The 20,817-nt window shown below is 62.7% G+C and carries 21 protein-coding genes; 3 read left to right on the top strand and 18 right to left on the bottom strand.

What is annotated here, in order from left to right:
* Positions 1-38: 38 nt before the first annotated feature.
* The 10 genes from ACX9NZ_RS03045 to ACX9NZ_RS03090 form a co-directional block, all read right to left on the bottom strand.
* Positions 39-1,319 carry a hypothetical protein gene (locus ACX9NZ_RS03045; RefSeq protein ID WP_407495902.1) on the bottom strand — a complete coding sequence of 427 codons (1,281 nt, stop codon included), beginning with the start codon at positions 1,317-1,319 and terminating at the stop codon, positions 39-41.
* A 39-nt stretch (positions 1,320-1,358) separates the two neighbouring features.
* Positions 1,359-2,300: a hypothetical protein gene (locus ACX9NZ_RS03050; protein WP_294122891.1), complete on the bottom strand. Its 942-nt coding sequence runs from the start codon at positions 2,298-2,300 to the stop codon at positions 1,359-1,361.
* Positions 2,301-2,425: 125 nt separating this feature from the next.
* Positions 2,426-3,544, bottom strand: coding sequence for a glycosyltransferase family 2 protein (locus ACX9NZ_RS03055; protein ID WP_407495905.1), 1,119 nt, complete (start codon positions 3,542-3,544; stop codon positions 2,426-2,428).
* 9 nt (positions 3,545-3,553) lie between these two features.
* Positions 3,554-4,690, bottom strand: coding sequence for a glycosyltransferase (locus ACX9NZ_RS03060; protein ID WP_407495908.1), 1,137 nt, complete (start codon positions 4,688-4,690; stop codon positions 3,554-3,556).
* 163 nt (positions 4,691-4,853) lie between these two features.
* Positions 4,854-6,245 carry an aminopeptidase gene (locus ACX9NZ_RS03065; protein WP_302741889.1) on the bottom strand — a complete coding sequence of 464 codons (1,392 nt, stop codon included), beginning with the start codon at positions 6,243-6,245 and terminating at the stop codon, positions 4,854-4,856.
* Positions 6,246-6,473: 228 nt separating this feature from the next.
* Positions 6,474-7,556, bottom strand: coding sequence for a coiled-coil domain-containing protein (locus ACX9NZ_RS03070; protein ID WP_118653215.1), 1,083 nt, complete (start codon positions 7,554-7,556; stop codon positions 6,474-6,476).
* Between the two features lie 193 nt (positions 7,557-7,749).
* On the bottom strand, positions 7,750-8,118 hold the full coding sequence (locus ACX9NZ_RS03075) for a GtrA family protein (RefSeq protein ID WP_199588870.1): 369 nt from the start codon (positions 8,116-8,118) through the stop codon (positions 7,750-7,752).
* Positions 8,119-8,382: 264 nt separating this feature from the next.
* A complete protein-coding gene (locus ACX9NZ_RS03080; protein ID WP_118653219.1) occupies positions 8,383-8,775 on the bottom strand; it encodes a GtrA family protein in 393 nt (130 codons plus the stop codon).
* A gap of 61 nt (positions 8,776-8,836) precedes the next feature.
* On the bottom strand, positions 8,837-9,292 hold the full coding sequence (locus ACX9NZ_RS03085) for a YhcH/YjgK/YiaL family protein (RefSeq protein ID WP_302741892.1): 456 nt from the start codon (positions 9,290-9,292) through the stop codon (positions 8,837-8,839).
* Positions 9,293-9,481: 189 nt separating this feature from the next.
* Positions 9,482-10,570, bottom strand: a complete 1,089-nt coding sequence (locus ACX9NZ_RS03090) for a beta/alpha barrel domain-containing protein (protein ID WP_118653223.1) — start codon at positions 10,568-10,570, stop codon at positions 9,482-9,484.
* 206 nt (positions 10,571-10,776) lie between these two features.
* On the opposite strand from ACX9NZ_RS03090, the gene ACX9NZ_RS03095 reads away from it, so the two are divergent.
* The gene (locus ACX9NZ_RS03095; protein WP_294122876.1) at positions 10,777-10,932 is read left to right on the top strand and encodes a hypothetical protein; all 156 of its coding nucleotides are present in this window, start codon (positions 10,777-10,779) and stop codon (positions 10,930-10,932) included.
* A 26-nt stretch (positions 10,933-10,958) separates the two neighbouring features.
* Here ACX9NZ_RS03095 and ACX9NZ_RS03100 read toward each other — a convergent pair whose 3' ends face one another.
* The 5 genes from ACX9NZ_RS03100 to ACX9NZ_RS03120 all read right to left on the bottom strand — a co-directional run bounded on the left by ACX9NZ_RS03100 (position 10,959) and on the right by ACX9NZ_RS03120 (position 16,564).
* Complete coding sequence (locus ACX9NZ_RS03100) at positions 10,959-11,918, bottom strand: RsmB/NOP family class I SAM-dependent RNA methyltransferase (RefSeq protein ID WP_407495915.1); 960 nt, start codon at positions 11,916-11,918, stop codon at positions 10,959-10,961.
* A 79-nt stretch (positions 11,919-11,997) separates the two neighbouring features.
* Entirely contained in the window at positions 11,998-12,744 is a 747-nt protein-coding gene (locus tag ACX9NZ_RS03105; RefSeq protein WP_407495918.1) for an energy-coupling factor transporter transmembrane component T family protein, read from the bottom strand.
* Complete coding sequence (locus ACX9NZ_RS03110; protein WP_317440213.1) at positions 12,737-14,500, bottom strand: ABC transporter ATP-binding protein; 1,764 nt, start codon at positions 14,498-14,500, stop codon at positions 12,737-12,739. The genes ACX9NZ_RS03105 and ACX9NZ_RS03110 overlap by 8 nt, the downstream gene beginning before the upstream one ends.
* Positions 14,501-14,606: 106 nt before the next feature.
* Positions 14,607-15,182 carry a hypothetical protein gene (locus ACX9NZ_RS03115; protein ID WP_118653231.1) on the bottom strand — a complete coding sequence of 192 codons (576 nt, stop codon included), beginning with the start codon at positions 15,180-15,182 and terminating at the stop codon, positions 14,607-14,609.
* A 470-nt stretch (positions 15,183-15,652) separates the two neighbouring features.
* Positions 15,653-16,564, bottom strand: coding sequence for a diacylglycerol/lipid kinase family protein (locus ACX9NZ_RS03120; RefSeq protein ID WP_407495921.1), 912 nt, complete (start codon positions 16,562-16,564; stop codon positions 15,653-15,655).
* A 93-nt stretch (positions 16,565-16,657) separates the two neighbouring features.
* Here ACX9NZ_RS03120 and rnd point away from each other — a divergent pair, with 93 nt between their 5' ends.
* Positions 16,658-17,791, top strand: a complete 1,134-nt coding sequence (gene rnd / locus ACX9NZ_RS03125; protein ID WP_294123264.1) for a ribonuclease D — start codon at positions 16,658-16,660, stop codon at positions 17,789-17,791.
* Between the two features lie 28 nt (positions 17,792-17,819).
* On the top strand, positions 17,820-18,587 hold the full coding sequence (locus ACX9NZ_RS03130) for a Cof-type HAD-IIB family hydrolase (RefSeq protein WP_294159012.1): 768 nt from the start codon (positions 17,820-17,822) through the stop codon (positions 18,585-18,587).
* Between the two features lie 128 nt (positions 18,588-18,715).
* On the opposite strand, the gene ACX9NZ_RS03135 is transcribed toward ACX9NZ_RS03130, so the two are convergent.
* The 3 genes from ACX9NZ_RS03135 to ACX9NZ_RS03145 all read right to left on the bottom strand — a co-directional run bounded on the left by ACX9NZ_RS03135 (position 18,716) and on the right by ACX9NZ_RS03145 (position 20,767).
* Positions 18,716-19,135, bottom strand: coding sequence for a Fur family transcriptional regulator (locus ACX9NZ_RS03135; protein WP_118653239.1), 420 nt, complete (start codon positions 19,133-19,135; stop codon positions 18,716-18,718).
* Positions 19,136-19,239: 104 nt separating this feature from the next.
* Entirely contained in the window at positions 19,240-19,671 is a 432-nt protein-coding gene (locus ACX9NZ_RS03140; RefSeq protein WP_294123268.1) for an acylphosphatase, read from the bottom strand.
* A 10-nt stretch (positions 19,672-19,681) separates the two neighbouring features.
* Positions 19,682-20,767: a Gfo/Idh/MocA family protein gene (locus ACX9NZ_RS03145; RefSeq protein WP_407495924.1), complete on the bottom strand. Its 1,086-nt coding sequence runs from the start codon at positions 20,765-20,767 to the stop codon at positions 19,682-19,684.
* Positions 20,768-20,817: the final 50 nt, after the last annotated feature.

A 20,817-nucleotide genomic window follows, 5' to 3' on the forward strand; every position in this document is an offset into this window, starting at 1 on the left:
TCGGAGGGGGGTGCATGCGCGTCTCTGCGTTGCTTGGCCTACTTGACGACGAATAGCTCCCACTGCAAGCCAGGGCCCGAGCGTTTTTTGAGCGTGACCTCGATGGGCTCGGTACTGTTCGCATGCTGAATGCGCAAGGGGAAGACGACTCGGGCACGTGTACCCGTTATGAGCTCGAGCGTGCGGGCGCGCGTATAGTCCTCTGCGAGAAGCGTGAAGACATCGGTGCCGTAGGGGAGCAACTCGCAAAGGTCCGCGATGCGTTCGCTGGGCAAATACACCTCGCTGGAGAGGTTGGTGGGGTAGCTTGCGAGGACCTCAGGCGAGGGCGCGGGATTTCTCATCTCCGGAGTCGCCTCAAGCACTATCTCGGGCTCTGCTGGGGCGGCGACGCTTGATTGTGCGGAAGAGGAGGACGGCAGCTGCGTCGGAGCTTCGACGACATCGGGCAACGCCTCGAATTGCGCAGGGTCCTCGGCAGGTGCGGGAACGGTGCTTTCGGGCGTCTCAGTGCGCACCGGGGAAGGCGCGGGCGCGACGGGATGAGACTGGAGGGTCGTCTCGCGGTCGATCCCGTTGTAGGGGTCGTAGACCACGGTGAGAGATATCGCGGGTTTGGGGCCGTTGGGGAACGTCTCATCGATATCCAGTGCCACTGCCTCTTGGATTACTGGCTGCTCTGGCTGTATGTCCGCATCAGGCGCGCCGGACGGCTCGTCGGCGCCGGATGGCGCACCGGAGTCGGATGGCGCGCTCGAGCCGCTTGACGTGTCATGGAAAGACGGCGCGGTGCGTCCGGGGGCGGCAACGCTCTCCGGTGCTGAAGCGGGTTCAGGCTGAAGACCGGATGGCAGCTCGCCATCCGCCTGCGCCGATTCGCACTCGAGCTCCGGCTCCTGTGCGGGCACGGGCTTCGGTTCGGGCTCCGGGCGCTTTGCGCGTTTGGGGCGCACCGGCTTGAGCGTCTTGTCGGCCTTCTTGCGTTTCCACGGTTTGCCGGAAGATTCTCCCGCAGTCTTTTTGCCATCCGTCGCCTCAAATACGGCGAGCGCCTCGTCCCATGTGGGCTGGGCAATGATGGTCGCGTAGATTCTGCCACCCTTGAAAATGGTCAACTTGACGAACACCTCAAGCGCTTCGAGTAAGTCGCGCGTCGAATCAAATCCCAAGTCATCAGCGGTCATCTGATCGGATGCGAGGACCTCCTCCACGGCGGGGAGAAACGTCTGCCTCCCACACCCGAGTTCTTGGGACAGAAGGCGATACAGGTATATAAGGTTGTTCGCAGTTAGGTTTGCGGAGGATTTCGCTCGTGCCATGGTGGCCTCTTTCAATCGATTGCGCTCACCATGGTAGCATCATGCGCCGGCGTTCACCTCGGTGCCGTTATCGGTTGACTGCGTCCCTGCTCCATTTGAGCTATCAGATGAGGACCCGTCTGTGTTGCCGTCACTGGAGTCCGAGCTCGTTGAGCCACCGGAGTTTGTATTGGAGTTCGACGAATCGCCAGTGCCTGTGCTTCCCGTGCCCGACGTGGAGCCCGATCCCGATGTGGCATCGGTGCTGGACGTGGCGCTGCCATTTGTCGTGTCGTTGCCGTCTTGCGTTGCTTGCGGGGCTGACGTCGAAGGCGTCGTCGGGGCAACTTCATCCGCGGGATTTGTCGGCGGCTGATCGGTGGACGTTGAGGCACCGAACACGGATGGCGTCTTCGTGCCCAGGCCCTCTCCCGCGGTGGCGAGCATGACGGCGCCTGCGCTGATCACGACGGCCAGAACGGCAATGAGAATTGATGCAAAGGTCACCTTTCGCTTGGACGCGCTTCGCTCTGCGGCTGCCCTTGCCTGCAGCTTGGTAGGCGCGATGCGGATATGCGGGGTGCGGGTGTCTCCGTACGCCGCTTCGGGGCTCATGTTCGTCGTTGACGAGGCGGCGCTGGTCCCGTAGGCGTCGAGCGTATCGAGGACGCGCTCTTGCGCTTGGTAGGCTCGCATCGCTTGTTTTGCCTTGAGCTTTCGCGCACTCGTGTCGAGTGCGTTGCGATAGAGCTGGGAGCACACGACGGTCACCACGGAACTCACGGCTGCGCCGATGACGGACCCCGCGATGCCGATTTTTGATGAGAGGAGCATGGAGGTCACGGCGGCCGCCGCCGCGGCGATGATTTGCGCGACAGAGATGCCGTCGAGGAGCCCCTTGCGCAGCGCGATGGGCTGCGTCGCCCCGATGTGCGTGTCGGGTGAGCCCAGGTACGCGCTATACGGACTGCGGGTGGTCTGTTCTGTATCGTTTGAAGTCATAGGGTACACCTCTCGTGATCGCTCACGAGATTCTCGTACCCATGCGCGCGCAATACCACCCCGTCGCGCAAAGCAACGCAAAGTCCTAACAGACGAGGAAACCCTGTGAAGGTTGTCGAATGTGACTAGCGGTTGGCCTTGAGCTTGGCAAACAGCGTGGGCGCCGTCCCGCGGACCCATTCGATGAACATGCCGGATAGCAGGCAGAGCGTCGCGCTGTTCATGCGATAGGGGATGAGCATGACGCGCATCTTCGCACTACGGGGTCGAGCCGCCCTAAGGGAGGGGCGCACCGCCGGCGAGCTCAGCATCTCTTTGACCTTCGCGCGTTTTTGGGAGAACGACTTGGGGTTCTTTGGGGAGCATTCGTTGGCCACGCAGCCAACGAGGCGCTCGATGTACCGGCGGCTCACCATCTCGTCGGCGTTTGCGTCGTCCTCCATGTTCCAGTGGCGGTACAGCTCACGCATCCAGTCGTTTTCCGTCTCGCGCTTCTCGAACACGCCATCGCGGTAACGGGCGGTTTCCGAGTCGGCGCGGCGACGGAAGAAGCGGTACAGGGGCTCGCTCGTCATGCTGACGCTCTGGACATCCCTGATGTAATCGAGCACAAAGGGGAAGTCGTCCCAAAAAACGTCGCGATAGCGGATGCCGAGCTCATTGAGGCGGCTGGCGAGGAACATCTTATTCCACGGTGGATAGAACATGTTGTTGTCGAACAGCGCGGGCGAGGCGCGATGGAAATCCTCCGCCGTTGCATATGCCGCATCCGGAACCTGCTTGACCTCAACATAGGTATCGTCACCGGAGTCATCGCCATTGCCGTATCCCGTGGTAGTGACGATTTCGAAGCCGCAGACCGCGAGATCGCAGTGATCTCGCTCCATGATGGAGGCGAGGTGTTCGAGCATCGTGGGGGCGCACTCGTCGTCGGCATCCACGAATACGAGGTAGCGTCCGCGCGCCCGGTCGATTGCGAGGTTGCGCGCTGCAGGTGCCCCGCCGTTTGGGACATGGAGAGCAGTGAGGCGCGGGTCCTGCAGGGCCATGCGATCGAGAATCGCCCCCGTTTCGTCGTGCGATCCGTCGTCAACGACGATGACCTCAATGTCTGTGAGGGTCTGGTCCAGGACGGAGCGAACGGCCGCCTCGACGTACGCCTCGACGTTGTAGGCGGGAATGATGACAGATACCAGGGGATTCGCCTCGTTCGTTGCGATGGCGGGGGATGAATCGGCGGTCACGGATGCTCCTTAGGAGATGTGCTGGGTCTTGGCTGGATGACGATGGAGGCCGGCGCGCTCGCAGGCGAAGAACATGCCGTTCTCCCGCCAGGAATACAAGAGTTCGCGGATCATGGCCATGCGATACGTCATCGCTTTGCCAATGTCTCCGTTTTGATGTGTGGCATCGAGATAGCGTTGCTTTGCCGCTGGCGACACATCGTCAAGTGAGAGCGCGATGTCGAGGGGTATGGCGCCGAGCACGCACTCGAGGAGCTTGGTAACCTCGGGATCGCGCGCCTCGGGAGTATTCCACAGATGTGACGCGTAGCGAAAACCGATGCTCGCAAGTGAGGTGAGGACACCATCGTCTGTCGCCCAGCGGCTTTGAGCGACCTCGTCCGCCATTTGCAGCCAGCGTGTGAGCGAGAGGGTGGGCGCCTTGGTGACGCTGCTCGACCCCGGTCGGTCCTCACGATAGCAATACCACGCATCGTCGGTGAACGCTATGCGGTCCGCCTGGCACATGGCCCGCATCACGAAGGGGTTGTCTACCCATCCCGCGCCCGGTGCCTCGATGAAGCGCGTGCCCGTTGATGTGAGGAAGTCGCGACGGTAGATTGCCGACCAGACCGAAGGGTGCCAGCGGACAAGCAGGGGAGACTCTCCCAGGTTGGTACAGCCCCGCCTCCAAGTGCGCACACCGCGGTGACGCAGCAGGGAGCCCCATATGCGCTGCTCCGGGGTATCGGGCATCCAGACGCGCTTGTAAGTTGATTTGACGATGTCGGGCATATCGGTCGCCTCGGCAATGGCGTAAAGCTCGCCGAAGAGGTCTCCGGCAAGGTAGTCGTCGGGCTCGACGATGCCGACGTACATGCCATCGGACTCATCGAAGCCCCTGTTGACTGCAGCGCCGTACCCGCCATTGGGCTTGGTCACGATGGAGACATCGGGCAGGTGCGGGTCGCTTTCGGCGCGTTGCGCGAAGGCCTCGGCAATGGCGAGGCTCCCATCGGTGGAGCCATCGTTGACGATGACGACTTGCAGCTGCTTTCCGAGCGAAGAGCGTATGGAATCGAGGCACTGTGCGAGGTAGTGCTCCACGTTGTACACCGGCACCGCAACCGATACCAAGTGGCCTGTAGTGCCTTGTGCGCTGCTCACGAGGGTGTGCCGTCCTTTAACGCGTAGGGGCATGAACGCCTTATATCCTACCGCAAGGAGGCCGACTTCCCAAAGCGCGCGGTCGGCCTGCGCATGGACGCGGACGAAAAAGCCGCGGGTCGGAAAATCCGGCCCGCGGCGAAGCAGATGGAGCTGATGAGGTCTACGCGCGCGTGATGAACGCCTTGTAGCCCTTGTAGGCCTCGAAGATGTCGGCCTTGTTGGTGGCCTCCCACAGGGCGTGCATGGACAGGACGGCAACGCCGGAGTCGATGACGTCCATACCGTACTCGGCGAGGATGTAGGCGATCGTTCCGCCGCCGCCGGCACCGATGCGCCCGAGCTCGCAGGTCTGGTAGTCGACGCCCGCCTCGTCCATGATGTCGCGGATGAGGGCGAAGTACTCGGCGTCCGCATCGTTGGAGCCACCCTTGCCGCGGCTTCCGGTGTACTTGTTGAAGCACAGGCCGTGGCCCATGATGGCGGCGTTCTTCTTCTCGAAGCGGTCGGCGTAGAGGTGGTCGAAGCCCGCGGAGACGTCGGAGCTGAGCATGCGGGAGTTCGCGAGCGCGCGGCGCAGGGCCAACGGTCCGTCCTCGCCGGCGAGCGCCATGATCTCGGCGATGGCGTTCTCGAAGAAGCGGCTGGTCATACCGGAAGCGCCCACGCTCCCGATCTCCTCCTTGTCGACGAGCAGGGTGACGCTCGTGGTTTCGACCTGGGGCACGTCGAGCTGGGCAGCAAGGGACGTGTAGGCACACACGCGGTCGTCCTGGCCGTGGCCGAGGATCATCGAACGGTCGAAGCCCATCTCGCGGGCGGGACCGGCGGGAACGACCTCGATCTCGGCGGAGAGGAAGTCCTCCTCGTCGATGTCGTACTTCTCCTTGATGATGTCGAGGAACATCTGCTTGACGGGCTCCTTGGCCTCCTCGTCGCCCTCGATCACCACGGGGCGGCCGCCCACGATGACATCGAGGTTCTCGTGGTCGACCGCCTTGCCCGCGGGCTTCTCCATCTGCTCGCTCGCGAGGTGGATGAGCAGGTCGGAGATGCAGAACACGGGGTCGTCGGCATCTTCGCCCACGGCGATCTCGACGGTCATGCCGTCCTTCTTGCAGATGACGCCATGCAGGGCGAGCGGGGTCGCCACCCAGTGGTAGGCCTTGACGCCGCCATAGTAGTGCGTGTCGAGGTAGGCCATGTCGCCGGCCTCGTACAGGGGGTTCTGCTTGAGGTCGAGGCGCGGGGAGTCGATGTGGGCACCGAGGATGTTCAAGCCCTGCTCCATGGGACGGGTGCCCAAGTTGACGAGCATGAGCGTTTTGTTGTGACTGACGGCGTAGACCTTGTCCCCCGCCTTGAGCTCGCGGCCCTCGGCGACGCAGGCGGCGAGGTCGACGTAACCTGCAGCCTCGGCGAGCTGGATGGAGGCGGTCACGCACTCGCGCTCGGTCTTGTTCTCGCTGATGAAGGCGCGGTACTTGCCGCAGAGGTCCTCGAGCTCGGCGAGGGCCACATCATCATATTTCTTCCAAGCGTTCGGTCGCTCCATGAAGAGTTCCTTTCGATCGTCCAGATATATCCTCAGTTATGGTAGCACGGAGGGAACGGGCAAGCGGCGTTGCGCGCGTTCAGCGATGCGCATTTGAATCAGCGGTTGCCATGTGCGTGACAAAAACAAAAACACGGGCGGAACCTATTGGGTTCCGCCCGTGGGCTTACACGCTCTGCAGCGATGCATTGAAAGATGTGGGAACGTTGAAGTTCGTCGAGTCGTTCGCTAGATGCGGTTCATCTCGGAAAGCGTGTTGTTGTACCAGTTGAACCAATTGGGCGGGCAGTACTTCTTGGCACCCGCGACGCTGATCGTGTAGCCGTACCCACGGGCGAGGCCGGCGACATGCGCATCAATGGCCTCCTCCCAGCTGCCCCAGCTGGAGCTGCCCCAACCCCAAGCGTTGTAGGGAAGGAAGCAGTGACGCCCCTTGGAGCTTTCCGTGTTGGAGATGGCAGGGGAGAAGCGCGGGTCGACGCCATACTTCCACGCGGCGTTGGCAAACGTCGTTCCCTGGCCTTCGAGCGGCGATCCGGCAAGATACGCGTCGATGCGGGGGGCCCACTCTGCAATGAAGGACGCCTGATCGGTGTCCCAGCTCACGGCACCGTTGTCGGGGGTCGTGACATTTCCGGGAGTCGTGTTGGAACCGGCTTCGTTTTGAGCGGCCTCTGCGGCGGCCTGCTGGAGCGCGGCGAGCTCGGCGGCAGCCTCGGCGTCCGCCTTCGCCTGTGCAGCCTCGCGCAGGCTCTGCGCCTCGGAGAGGGCCTCTTCGGCGGACTGCTTCTCGGTCTCAGCTTGGGCCTTGGCAGTGCTCAGCTTGGTCTTCTCTGCCTCAAGCTCTGCCTGCATGTCGTTGAGCTCCTGCAGGGCCTCGATGTTGGCGTCCTTGACCTGATCCAGGTACTTCATGCCGGAGATGAATTCATCAAGGCTCTGCGTGTTGAGGACAAAACTCATCAGCGGATTGGAGCCCTTGCTGTGCTTGTACATCTCGCGCATGGCGCGACTCGCCTTCGCTTGGGCGTCGGGGAGTTTTTCCTCGAGCTCGGCGATACGCGCCTCGTTGTCGGTGATCTTCGCCTGCAGCTCTTCGAGGTTCTTGTTGGCCTCGTCGAAAGCTGCTGCGGTCTCTTCGACTTTCTTTTGGGTCTCGGTGAGCGTGGCTGCGGTTTCGGTGGTGATTGCTCTTGCCGGGACGGGGAGGAGCACGCTTGCGGCGAGCGCAGCCGTGATGCCGGCGCCGGTGATGAGGCGGCGGGTGCGGCTGGTGCGCCACGTGGCGTGCAGGCTAGGAGTTGCGTCCATGTGCTTCCTCGTCTTGTCTGCTTACCATTTGACAAAAAGCATAGTAGCACTAGGTTCGAGTTCAACTTGAACGTTAGAGAATGTTTAAGGTTCAAGTTGAAGGTTGAGGCTTCAGCTACCTGCGGCAATGATGAAATATGGAGCAACTTTGGAGTTTCAAGTTCACCTTTAAGGTGAGGGTTCACGCCAGGTTTTAGCCGCGTCCGCCGTCGAGGAACTTGCGGCGGCTGAAGTAGTTGTACCAGGTGACGAAGAAGGTCGAGATGAGCTTCATCGCCATGGTTCCCATGTTGAGCAGGCCGACGCCGATGAACATGTACAGGTCATTGAGGCCCAGGCCGATGGCTGAGAGGATCGCGAAGATCGTGAACTCACGCTTTCGGCTCATGTCCTCCTTGTGGGAGAACACGAATTTCATGGACAAGATGTAGTTCACCACGATCGAGATGGCGAACGAGAGGGTCGTCGCCAGGAGGTAGCCCATTTCCAAGATGTTGAGGAAGTAGCCGAGGAACAGGTACTCCACCGCTAGAGAGGCGAACCCCACGACGGCGAACTTCATGAATTGGCGGGTCTGCGGATGTGCGAAGGCTGCGCGCAAAACATCACTTCCTGAGAGCGACGGTTAAAGCACCATGAGTACGGTGAGCGCGGGAAACTATACGTCTTCGGTAAGCGGATTGTAAGGCTTTGCACAATAAGCATACGAATGCGCCCACCGATTGCATGGGTCGGTGGGCGATGTGGTTTGGTCGGTGGATGGCGTTATGGGGCGATTGGCCTTTCGGTACGGCTCAGGCAAACGGGACGGAGGGGGGACGTGATTTTAAGCTTGGGTACCGTCAAGGAAGATTTTGCGCGTGATGAAGTTGTACATCATGACAAGGGCTGTTGCGGCGATCTTTGCGAGGTTCGCCTCGAGCGCCAGGCCCTTGTTGAGAGCGACCACGATGCCGTCGTTGAGCAGCAGGCCCACGACGGACAAGACGACGAAGATGACGAACTCGCGGCGCCTGCTCATGCCCTCGCGATGCTCGAACACGAACTTCATGCTCGCGAGATAGTTGAAGATGAGCGAGATGACGAAGCCCGCGGTGTTGGCGATGAGGATGTCGAGTTGCAGGCCGTAATGCAGCAGGTTCATCACGCCGAAGTCGATCACGGTTGCGATAACGCCGACGACGCCGAATTTGGCGAGTTGCGTAAGAAGGGTTTTCATGCGGCTCCTGGCTTGGGGATGATGGGGTCCGCTCGGAGAGATGCGCCGGTGGGGTCGACGGTTACGCGCGGACCTTCACGACGATCTTGCGGACATGTGTGGGCTCGATGAGGGTGCAACCGGGTTTATGGGCGTCTTCGGGAGCAAAGATGGCCAGCTCTCCCGCGTGCAGCGCGATTGACGTGACGGGTTCCGGTGTTTTGAGCAGGCAGTAATCGTCCACCGCGTCATATGCCTGAACGGTCGCGAGACCGTCTGCGGTCGCGTACTGGAGCATCTCCTCGCCGCTTGCCACGTACTGGACATCATAGTAGTCGTGATGCGCCTCGAGCTCTTTCTCGGCTGCGGGGACCGTGTCGTATTCGAGCACGTTGGCGTACACCTCATCGCCGTCAATCTCGTTGCGGCCCAGGGGGAGGTCGCAGAGGTCGGGACGCGCGAGGAAGGCATATGCCTTGCGGAAACGTTCGGAAAGGTAATCGTTGTCGGTGATGGATGAGAGAGGCGTGACGAGCATGGTGGATCCTTTCGCAAGTTGACGATGGGACAATGGTGCATCGGGTAGGCTGCGGCACGGGGTAGACAAAGGGACCACTCCCGACGCGTGAGTCGAGCGACTTGGTTCACGGCCGCGGAGCGGTTCTACTGGGGGTCCGGGTACCTCCGGGTGTCCCTGGCGATTCCCTCTGGGCGGCTGTGGGGGGTATTACCGGCGCTTACCCTTAAAGAACAGCGGCAGCGGTCTCGGGCGCTTGCGTCCGCTCGTGGTTGCCTTGGCGATGAGCTCGTCGGGGATGGGGACGTCGGCTCGCGCGCTCTCGAGCGGGTTGACGTCGGCGGCAGCGACGGGGTCCATAACGGGGACTTCGGGCTTGACTTCCGCCTCGCGGTACCGGCGCATCATATCGGCCTGCAGCTGTTGTGCCGAGGGTGGCGTCCAGATGACGGCGTTGGCACCCGCCTGCACCGTCTCGCGAACCGACAGGGACGAGCGTCCGCCGGAGGCGATGAGGGGCAGGTTCGGGTACGCCTCGCGCAGCTCGCGCAAGACGGCGGGCGTGTCTTTGCCGGCGGCGACGTTCAGGATCTTCGCGCCCGCCTTGACCTTGGCGTGCGCGATGGCGTCACAGCGCACGACGGTGGCTATGACGGGGATGTCGATGATGGCGCAGATCTGCTCGATCATCTCGGGCGGTGCGGGGGAGTTGACCACCACGCCGGCCGCGCCCTGCATCTCGGAGACCGCGGCCAGCTGCACGGCGCGCTTGCCGGTGGTGGTGCCGCCGCCCACGCCCACGAACACGGGTGCCTCGGAGGCGGTGAGCAGCGCCTGCGTGATGGCCGGCTGCGCGGTGAAGGGGTACACCGCGAAGATGGCGTCGGCATTGGAGTTGCGGATGACCGCGACGTCCGTGGTATAGAGCAGTGATTTGATGCGACGCCCGAACAAGGTGAAGCCGCCGCACTCCTCGAGCTCGTCGGGCACGCGCAGCGGGGCCTTGCGCAGACGGCCCTCGATGGGGGAGGGCTCCATGGGCAGGAGGCCACCCGGTGTCACGGCAAGTTCGGGCTCGGAGAACTCGTCTGCCAACTCGACCTCGGAGAAGTCGATAGTCGCCTCGATGGTCTCGGGAACCTCGGCACTGACCGCGATGGGTCCATCGACGGCGTCCCCCGGCTCCAGATCCTCAGCGCGCTCTTCGCGTTCGATCGCGGGCACCGTGGGCATGACGGCATCGGGCCGGGGGTCCGGTGCGATACGGGGGGCGTCGGCGCCCGGTTTTGTTTCAGTCATGAGAGCTCCCTCAGGAGAGAAGGATATACGATGCACAATTGTACCCGCACGCGAGGGGCCAAAACGCCTCGACGTGCATACATCGCGTCTCCATTCCTTTGCGGATTCGGTTGTCTTGCGGGTGTTTCTCGCCAATCTGCTATGCTGAACCGAATGCGGTATCGTCAGCGTGACCGACGGCAAAATGGAAAGGAACGGTGCCCGACATGACTGTTCTCGATATCTTGGTGCCCGTTCTCATGGTCGTCGGCGCCATCGCCGTCGTGGCGCTCGTCTACCTGGTTTTCACCATGCTCAAAGACCGTGGTGAGCGCCGTCGCGACGACCAGCTCATGGACGAATTGCGCTCTAAGCGCTCCTGAGCGACACGGACGACTACGCCTCGCGGTTACCTGCGAGGCTTTTTTCGTATGACGGCGACGTAAAAGCCCTCGAACAGCCGGCTCGGCGCGATGGTCAGCGTTCCGGGCAGTGCGTTCGAGTGCGGAAGCACGGGCAAGGCGCAAGGCCCGTTCGTCGCCTGGTCGAGCACGATGGGGCGCGGCCCGTCCTGGGCATCCGAGGAGGGCTTCTCGAATAAGATGGGCACGACTTCGCAATCCCGATGACGCTTGAGGGCGCCGCGCACCTGCTCGTCGTTTTCCTCCGCGAGAATCGAGCATGTGGAGTAGACGAGTGTGCCGTCGGGCTTGAGGATGGTGAGCGCACGGTCGAGGAGCGCCCGCTGGGATTTGGCGACTTTGGCGAGCAGCTGGCGCGTCATGCGCTTCTCGGCGCGTTCATCGCCCGCCCGAAGCGTGCCCGTGCCCGTGCACGGGGCGTCGAGCAGGATTTGGTCGAAACTGAAGAACTCATCGAGGCGACGCGCGTCCGTTCGCATGACGTTCACGTTCGCGGCTCCGAGTTTTTCGAGGTTGTGCACGAGCTTGTCGGCGCGTGGGTTGCTCATCTCACAGGCGGTGAGGTGCGCGGCGTTGCCCGTGAGTGCGGCGATCTGTGCGGTTTTACCGCCCGGCGCGGCGCACATGTCAAGGACGTCGGTGCCTGGACGAGGCCCCATCAGCAGCGGCGGCAGCATGGATGAGAGGCTCTGCAGGTACACATGCCCGTCTCGATAGATGTCGAGGTTCCAAATGTCGCGCTCGCGTACATCGTCCAAAACGAGCGCGTCGGCATACCAGGGCACTCGTCTGTATGTGAAGCCACTCGCCTCAAGCACGGTACAGACCTCGCCGATCGAGGACTTGAGCGTATTGGCGCGCAGTGTGACGGGGCGTTCGCGGGCCTCGTCGAAGCCCGTCAGAACGCGGGCGCGGGTCTGCTCATCGAGGAGGTCAATCAGTTCCATGGGGGTCTCCTGCCATACGGCGCGCATCGCGCGCGAACGGGGTGGTGGCAGACACCATCATACGTTGAGATGGACGGCTTTAGAAGATGAACCCGAGGGCGATAATCGCGGCGCAAAAGACAAGGGCCATGGCGTCGGCGGCCCGCAACGGGTACCGCTTGTAGGAGCTTTCGCGCGTGCGGAGGTAGAATCCGCGCTGCTCCGCCGCAAGGGCGGTCGCGTCGGTCTTGCCCACGGAGGTTACGAGCAGAGGAATGCAGACGGGAAGCATGAGCGACATTTTCTTGAAGGGGTTCTTGGTGTCGAATTCCACGCCGCGTGCCGTCTGCGCTTCCATGATGGCGTTCATCTCCTGCGTGAAGATGGGGACGAACCTAAGCGCGGTCGTGAAGGTGAACGCGTACTTGTAGGGGACGTGCAGCACCTCGACGCATGCGTTGGCGAGATCGGTGAGCTTGGTCACGGTGAGGACGAGCACGAGCGGCAGCGCGACGCCAACGAGGCGCAGGCATGCCCGCCCTCCGGTCGCGAGTCCCTCGGTCGTTGCGAAGAGTAGCACCTGATCGCCTCCGCGCACGAAGGCGAGTTGCAAGATGAGCATGAGCAGGGCGATGGGCGTAAGCACCTTGAGCAGGGACACCAGGCGGGTGATGACGCCGGCGTATGCGCCGAGGGCGAGGGTCAGCATGAGGAGGCCCACGAGCATCGCCCAGCTTTGGGAGAGGAACGTCGCGAGGATGATGGACGCGGCGAGGGCAAGTTTACTTACCGGGTTCATGCGATGCAGCAGGCTCGCGCCAGGGACGTAATCAATGACGTTAAGCACGGTGCTTCAACTCCTTTACGCGCGCGACGAGATCGGAGACCTCGGTGATGCCCGCGAACGATGGGTCGACGATGTCCGCGAGGCGTTCGGAGAGGTCGATTACCTGTGGCGGCGTGATGCTCGCCTGTTCGAGCAGGTCCGATTGGGTGAACAGGCGGTGTGTGGGCCCGCAGTCGAGGATGCGTCCCTGCGCCATGATGGCGATGCGCGTCGCGAAGTCGCTCACGACCTCCATGTCGTGGCAGATCATGATGACCGCTGCGCCCATATGGGCGCGCTTCCGAACCGTTTCCATGACCGTCATGCACTCGCGGTAATCGAGGCCGCTCGTGGGCTCATCGAGGATGATGAGTTCGGGATCGAGCACAACGACGCCGGCGAGGGCGACCATTTGTCGCTGTCCGCGCGATAGGGAGAAAGGCGCGGATTGGGCGGGGAGGCCGAACCGCTCGATCACGGCCTCCGCGCGCTCGCGCGCCGTGGTGGTATCGACGCCGTGCAGCTCAAGGCCGAAGGAGACTTCTTCGAGCACGGTGTTGCGGCATAGCTGCCGATCGGGATTTTGGAAGAGCGTCGCCACATGGGTGGCAAGCGTGCTCACGGGGGTCGAACGTGTGTCGAGTCCGGCGATTCGGACGCTACCCGAGACGGGCTTGAGCAGGCCGTTCAGCAGCTTGGTGAGCGTCGTCTTGCCGGCCCCGTTTTGCCCCACGACCCCCAAGATCTCACCGGGGCGCACCGTGAGGTCGATGTCGTCGACGGAGGCGCAGCCCGCGCCATAGGAAAAGCTGACGCCCTCGAGCTCGACGATGGGGGCCGTTCCGCGTGATGCGCACGCACCCGTCTCCCGAGTGTCGCGAGGCGCGTCCGATCGAGTGCGCATGTCGCTGGTGGGCGCGGTGCGTCCGTCCAGCGCCTGCATGACGAGTGCCTGCGCCTCGTCGACGGTAAGTGCGGGGCGCTCGACTTCGACGAGGCCGAGCGATGCGAGGCTGTTGGAGATGCGGGCGGTTCGCGGGCTGTCGACGCCGATCGCGCGCAGCTCGTCCGAGTGGCCGAACACGTCGTGCGGTGTGCCATCGAGGGCGACGGAGCCGTGGTCGAGCACGATGATGCGATCGCAGAACTCCGCAAGCAGCGCGACCATCTGCTCGATGACGACCACGGTGACACCGGTGAGGCGCTGGGCCTCCCGCAGCACGTCGAAAACCGCTCGGGAGCTGATGGGGTCGAGGGCGGCGGTGGGCTCATCGAGGACGAGGACGCGCGGGGCGAGCGCCAGAATCGCGGCGATGGCGACCTTCTGTTTTTGCCCACCAGAAAGTGAGGCAATCTCTCGTTCACGCAGTTCGGCGATGCCAACCGCGCTCAGTGCGTCTGTGAGGCGCTGTTCGATCTGGTCGCGGGGCACGTCGAAGTTCTCGAGACCGAACAGGATCTCGTCCTCAACGACCGAGGCGACCATCTGGGCGTCGATGTCTTGGAGCACGGAGCCCACAATCGTCGCGATGTCGGTGAGGGACGCCTCGCAGGTATCGAGCCCGGCGACGCGAGTTTCCCCGTACAAGCGCCCCGTATAGTGATGGGGGATTGCTCCGGACAGCACGCTCGCGAGCGTCGACTTGCCGGCGCCGGAGGGTCCGATGACGCCCACGAACCCGCCTTCTTCGATGGTAAGGTTCAGGTCTTTGAGCGCGAGTGATTCTGTTTGCCCGTAGGCGAACGACACCTCGCGTAACTCGATGATCGCGGCCATGAGATCCCTTCTGCGCGTGGGGAGGTGGGTGGATGGTCGATGCGGTGCGAAAACGACCGAAGGCCCGTCGCGAGGACGAGCCTTCGACATCATATCGCGAGTAGGACTAGTCGTTCAGGCCGAGTGCCTTCCTCACGGGGAGGCAGAGGGCTCCGACAAGGATGGCGTTGAACACCGCGGTGAGGGCGATGACGGGCATCATGACGGCGGCGAGCTCGGTGGCGAAGCCCATCATGGCCATCTTGATGACCATGAAGATGAAGCCGGAAAGGAAGGTGGTGACGAACGTGCCGACGGTGGGGATGATCGCCTTGGCACCGGTACTCATACCGGCGTTCACAATGAGGGCCATGACGACGGCGGCGACGCCCTCGGCGACGAAGTCAATGCCGGGGGAGGTGGTGGTGACCTGGATCACCGCGGCGGAGATGAGGCCGATGACGAGCGCCTGCAGGAGGTTCGGACGGACGATGAGGATTGTGAGGCAGAAGGCGGAGATGATGAATTCGGGGGCGATGGCGCCACCGGACACCGCGGATATGGCCTTGCCGACGGTGAAGTTGAGGATGAAGCCGGCGGCAAGCAAGACGGCGAGGAGCACAAGGCTCTTGATGTCGAGGCCGCCGCGGTCGACGGCGTTGACGGTGCGGGCGGAACCGGTGGGCTGAGTGTTCTGGGACATGATGCTCTCCTTGCTGAGTGAGATGGCGGTAATCGTCAATGGCGTGGATGTTCGAGTACTGAGGGTGCATGACACGAAGGGGCACGAAAAAGGCCCCCGGTCAAACCGGAGGCCTCGTATACCTTCTATGGCATAAGCGTGTGAGGACTCACCGTTGACCGGCCGAAGACGCGTCATGCCACCACCAGTTGTTGAGGGAGAGGGCGATGTTCTTCTTCATGGTGATGGCTCCTTTCGATTCCTTGAGGTGCTTAGTATGGTTGGCACTATAGCACAGTGGAGTGCCAGCGCAACATGGAGCGCGGAACTGTTTCGTGTCCGTTACGGGCCGTTCGCCGGGGACCGCCGCGGGCCGATGACATCCGGCGCTCGGGCAGTCCTGCTCGCACGAAGGGCCCACTGGGCCCTTCGGCTTGTGCGGAACTCGCGGCGGACGTCATCGGCCCGCGGCGGTCCCCGGCGAACTCTTGCTAAAACTTAGCGAAGTCGTCCACGATGAGATCGAGGCATTGGGGTAGCACGCGCGCGCCGAACACGCCCGTGTTGTTGTGGATGAGCTCGCCGTCGAACTCCATGCCGAGCGAGGGGGTGCAGGTGATGCGTGCCTCCTTTGCCTGGAAAAGCGTGAATTGCGGACGGCCGAGTCCCTTGCCGGCGGGGTCGAGCACGCCGGCGATCAGCGTGGGCAGCAGCTCGACGGTCTTGGCGGGCTGAATGACGGCGATGTCTATGAGGCCATCGTCCATGCGGCAGTCGGGGAATAGGTTGATCTCGTTTTGGATGAGGGCGGTGTTGCCGACCATGCAGCCGATGCCGTCGAGCTCATCGACCTCACCGTCGTGCTCGATGGTGAAGTGGGCGACGGTGGGAGCGGGCGTGGCGAGGGCAGAGAGGAAGTAGGCGATCTCGCCCATCTCGGACTTGGTGGCGTCTGCCTTGTGCATGATATCGGCGTCGAATCCCGTGCCCGCGATGATGATGAAGCCGTGTCGCTGTACGCCGCCCTCGGCGTCCTCCCAGAACAGTTCGCCCATGTCCACGCGTTTGGTTCTGCCCGCACGGCAGGCCTGTGCGAGCGCCGCGGGCTCGGGTGCGTTGCCGATGTTGTTGAAGTAGAGGTTTGCGGTGCCCGAGGGGAAGATCAAGATGGGCACGTGCGTGTCGCGTAGATGGTCAAGCACGTTGGAGACGGTGCCATCGCCGCCCGATACGACCACGCGGTCGAACGAGCGGACATCCGCGGAAGCGTCTGCGGGCTCCATGCCGTCGCCGATGAAGCGCATCGTGACCTCGTCGCCGCCCTGCGCAAGCGCTCGTGCGAAGTCGAAGATCTCGTCCGATCGCGGGCCGGACGCGGGGTTGTGGATGATGAGGCAACGCATGGGAGTTCCCTGTTCTCACGAGTGCGGGTATAGTTAGAGAATGACGTAATCCTACCCGTGTCGCGTACGGGTAATCTCCAACTTGGGACGCAGATGTACATCTCCACATATGAGGAATTGGCCGCGTTTTGCGGACGCGCCCGCGGGTTCGCCGCGGTGGCGATCGATACCGAGTTCCTGCGTGAGCGCACGTACCACGCCAAGCTCTGCCTGGTGCAGGTCGCCACGCCCGAGGAATGCGCGGTCATCGACCCGCTCGCCATCGAGGACTTGGCCCCCCTCGCCGATCTCATGGTCGACGTCGATACGCTCAAGGTCTTCCATGCTTGCTCGCAAGACATGGAAGTGCTCAACCACGCGCTCGGCGTATGCCCGACGCCGATCTTCGACACACAGGTCGCCGCCGGGTTCCTCGGCGAGCGCGCGCAATGCTCGTACCACAATCTCGTGCATTCGTTTTGCGATGTCTCGCTTCCCAAAACCGAGTCGCTCACCGATTGGTCGCGCCGCCCGCTCACGCCCCAACAGGTCGAATACGCCATCGACGACGTGCGCTACCTCATCGACGCGTATCGCGTGATCGAGTCCAAGCTTCATTCGCTGGGCCGCACCGCATGGGTTCGCGATGAAATCCGGCCCCTGGCGGATCCCGCGCATTACCGCAGCGACCCGCGTTCAGCCTTCAAGCGCGTCAAGCGCGTTAACTCCTGCACGCGCCGTCAACTGGCGGTTGCCCGCGAGCTCGCCGCGTGGCGCGAGCAGCGCGCCGAGACGCGGGACATTCCCCGCAAGTGGATTATGTCCGATGAGGTCCTTCTCGCCCTGTGCAAGCGCGCTCCCAAGACCGTCGAGGACTTCCGCGCCGTTCGCGGTACCGAGCAGCTCAGTGTACGCGATGTCGAGGTCGCCCTCGACGCGATTGGCCGGGGACGGCGCTGTCCTGTGGAGAACCTCCCGTCCATCGGTCGCACGCACCGCACGCCCGCGCCCGAGCTCGAGAGCGTCATCGACCTCATGTACGCGCTCATCCGCTTGGTTTCGGACCGCTCGGGCGTCGCGACCTCGCTCATCATCTCGCGTGACGGCCTGCTCGACTATATCGACCATCCGCAGCGCAGCCCCTTGCGCGAGGGGTGGCGCTTCGAGCTCGTGGGCACGCTCATCGATGACTTGCTGCGGGGCGATATCGGGCTCACCGTCAAGGACGGGGCGCTCGAGATTCTGTAAGACTCATGTGAAGGTGAGGGGAGCGGGCGTGATCAAGGCCGCGTTTTTCGATATCGATGGAACGCTCGTAGGGTTCAAGACGCATAGGGTCGCCGAGAGCACCTGGCGGGCGATTGAACGCATGCGCGAGCGGGGCATAAAGGTCATCATTGCGAGCGGACGTTCCATGTCCGAGATGCAAGATGAGCTCAAGGGCAGGTTCGATGCGTACGTGACCATGAACGGCCAGCTGTGCTTCGATGCCGAGGGAACGTATCGCGATGCTCATATTGATAATGAGGATGTGCGTGTGCTCGTCGAGCAGGCGCGCGAGGGCTTGTACGACCTGTATGTGATGCAGGGCGTCCGTTCATTCGTCAACCATCGCGGGCCGCTCGTTGAGGAGCTTGGGCGTCAGGTTGGCCTCGAGTACGAACTGGGGTCCCTTGACATGGCGTTCGAGTTGCCGGTGTATCAGTTCAACGTGTTCGGCGGTCCCGAGGTCGAGGATGTGTTCCTCTCGAAGACCGAGCACGTGGTGGCGACGCGTTGGAACAAGCTGTTCTGCGACGTCATCCCCGCCGAAGGCGGCAAGGACTACGGCGTGCGCGCCACGCTGGAACGTTACGATATTGCGCCGGAGGAGGCAGTGGCGTTCGGCGACGGCGAGAACGACCTGTCGATGTTCGACGTGGTGGGAACGAGCGTCGCGATGGGCAACGCCTGGGATATCGTGAAGGAGCGCGCGAGCCACATCACGACGGACGTCGATGACGATGGCATTTGGAACGCCTGCGTCGAGCTGAGGCTCGTCTAGGTCGATTGTGGGTGTAGATGCGCGGGTCGGAATATTGAACGTACTTCGATGTCTCGAGTCGCGCTCAGCTCGGCAAAAGGCCAGTTGATGGAAAAGAGCGGCAACTCAAGTCAGTTCAATTTTTCGCTTTACTCGGATACCGGGGCGGCGCAGTGCGGGCACAGGCCCTCGAACACCATGATGTGCGAGTCGATGGCGAACCCCGTTGCCTGCGACGCGGCCGCATCGAGGGAGGCGTCGTAGGCAAGAGGCGCGTCCGCGACGACACCGCAGGATCGACAGACGACATGACCGTGGCTGTCGCAGCGGCGGTCAAAGCGCATGGCGCCCGGAGCCTTCACGGTGGCGATGACGCCTGTCTCGGCAAGGAGATTGAGGTTGCGATAGACGGTGCCCCGACTCACGCGCTCATCGATGGTGCGAACATCGAGAAAGATGTCTTCGGCGGTGGGGTGATCGCACCGTGCGCGCACGGCGTCGAGAACCAATTGGCGCTGGCGCGTGTTGCGTCGCAGCGTCGGTCGTTGTGAGCGTGGCTGTGAGTCCATGGGGCCTCCCTTCCGTTACTAAACTCATAACATTTCAACAGAAGGAAGGTTGCAAGACAAGTGCTCGTGCCGGACGCTTTAAAATGATGGTGAAGTTGTGATACTTAATAGCGCACGTCAAAGGCATTGTCGTGGGGAATGGTAGGCAGCTCATTGGCGTCTTCGAGCCATATTCGATTGCCAAAACGCGCATAGTAGGCATGGATGCGCTCGAGATGGGCGACCAGGGCGCGCGGAGCTCCCTGGATTTCCATTTGCACGGTGCCGTCGGGCAGGTTCTTGACCCATCCCACTAGATGCCGCTCGTGCGCGAGGCTCTGGTTGGTCCAGCGAAACCCCACGCCCTGCACGTCGCCGCTGAACAGCAGCGCAAAGCGAAGTACGGTGGTGCATGCTTCGGCACGCCGCCCGAGTTCCTCGCGAAGGCCATCCTCGCATGGGCTCAAGCGTCCGGCGCTTTTCACGTCGGTGTCCGAAAGGCCCGTCGCCCGGGAAAACTCCCGTGCATGTCCCATCATCTTTTCAAAGAGCCCCATTGCCGCCTCCTTACTCGTCTGCGGGGAACGCCACACCCATCGTGCGCCGTGCCTCATCCATAAGCGCGAGGGATGCGAGCGTCACCTCATGGAAATGCGCGAGCATCCCAAAGGGACCACAGGGAGCCTCGGCCAAGGGAGTTCCCGCCTGCGTGGCACCGACTGCCTCGATGAAGTCGGCGAGTTCGTAGATCATGGTGTTGTCCGCATGCGGCAGCTCGATTTCGCGCGTGGAGGTCTGCGCACTCGAGTATCCGACGGTGTCTGCCGCGGCCTTTATCACGCGCATCTCCAGATACGCGCGTTCGGGCGCGGAGATACCCTCGATGACAAGGGTGCCGAGCTCACCCTCAATTTGGCTGGGTGAGCAGTCGTTGGTGATTTTAGAGTGATGCAGCGCGGCGATCATGTTCGGATAGCTCGCCACGATGACGCCCGCACCGTCGATGGGGCCGCCGGTGAGGCCGCGGGTTTGCTCGTCAAGTAGGGATGCGGCGGCGCAGGCGGAGATTGGAGCGCCGAACAGCTCGATAAGCGGCTCGACGGTGTAGATGCCGATGTCCATGAGCGAACCGGACGCCATTGAGCAATCGAAGATATTTGTGCGTCGACCGGCAAGCACCTCGTCGTAGCGCGAGGAGTATTTGCCAAAGCGCAGGGTTGCGCGGCGGATGGTGCCGAGCTCGTCCAGGGCGTTCTTGAGGGCATGGAAGGCGGGATCGTGCAGGGGCCGCATGGCCTCAAGCGCCACGACTCCCGCGCGTCCGGCCGCCTCGAGGACCTCGCGGACTTGGCGTTCGTTGGCGCAGAAGGGCTTCTCGACCAGGACATGCTTGCCGCCCGCGATGCAGGCGAGTGCCTGGTGGTGGTGCAGCGCGTTGGGGCTGCCAATGTAGACCGCATCGACCTCGTCGCTTGCGGCCAACTCATCGAGTGAGGTAAAGGGGCAGGTTCCGCGGTGCTTTGCTGTGAAGGCGGCGGCGCGCTCGGCATCGCGTGAGAGCGTGCCCACGAACTCGACGCCATCGACCTGAGCGAGTGCCATAAGCAAGTTCTCGGTAATGGAGCTGGTCCCGATGGTGGCAAGGCGGATCATGACAGGTCCTTTCCGCGGCGGTTTTCGATGCGTTTATTGTAGACAAGCTA

It is taken from the genome of Collinsella sp. BM28 (genome assembly GCF_054551995.1).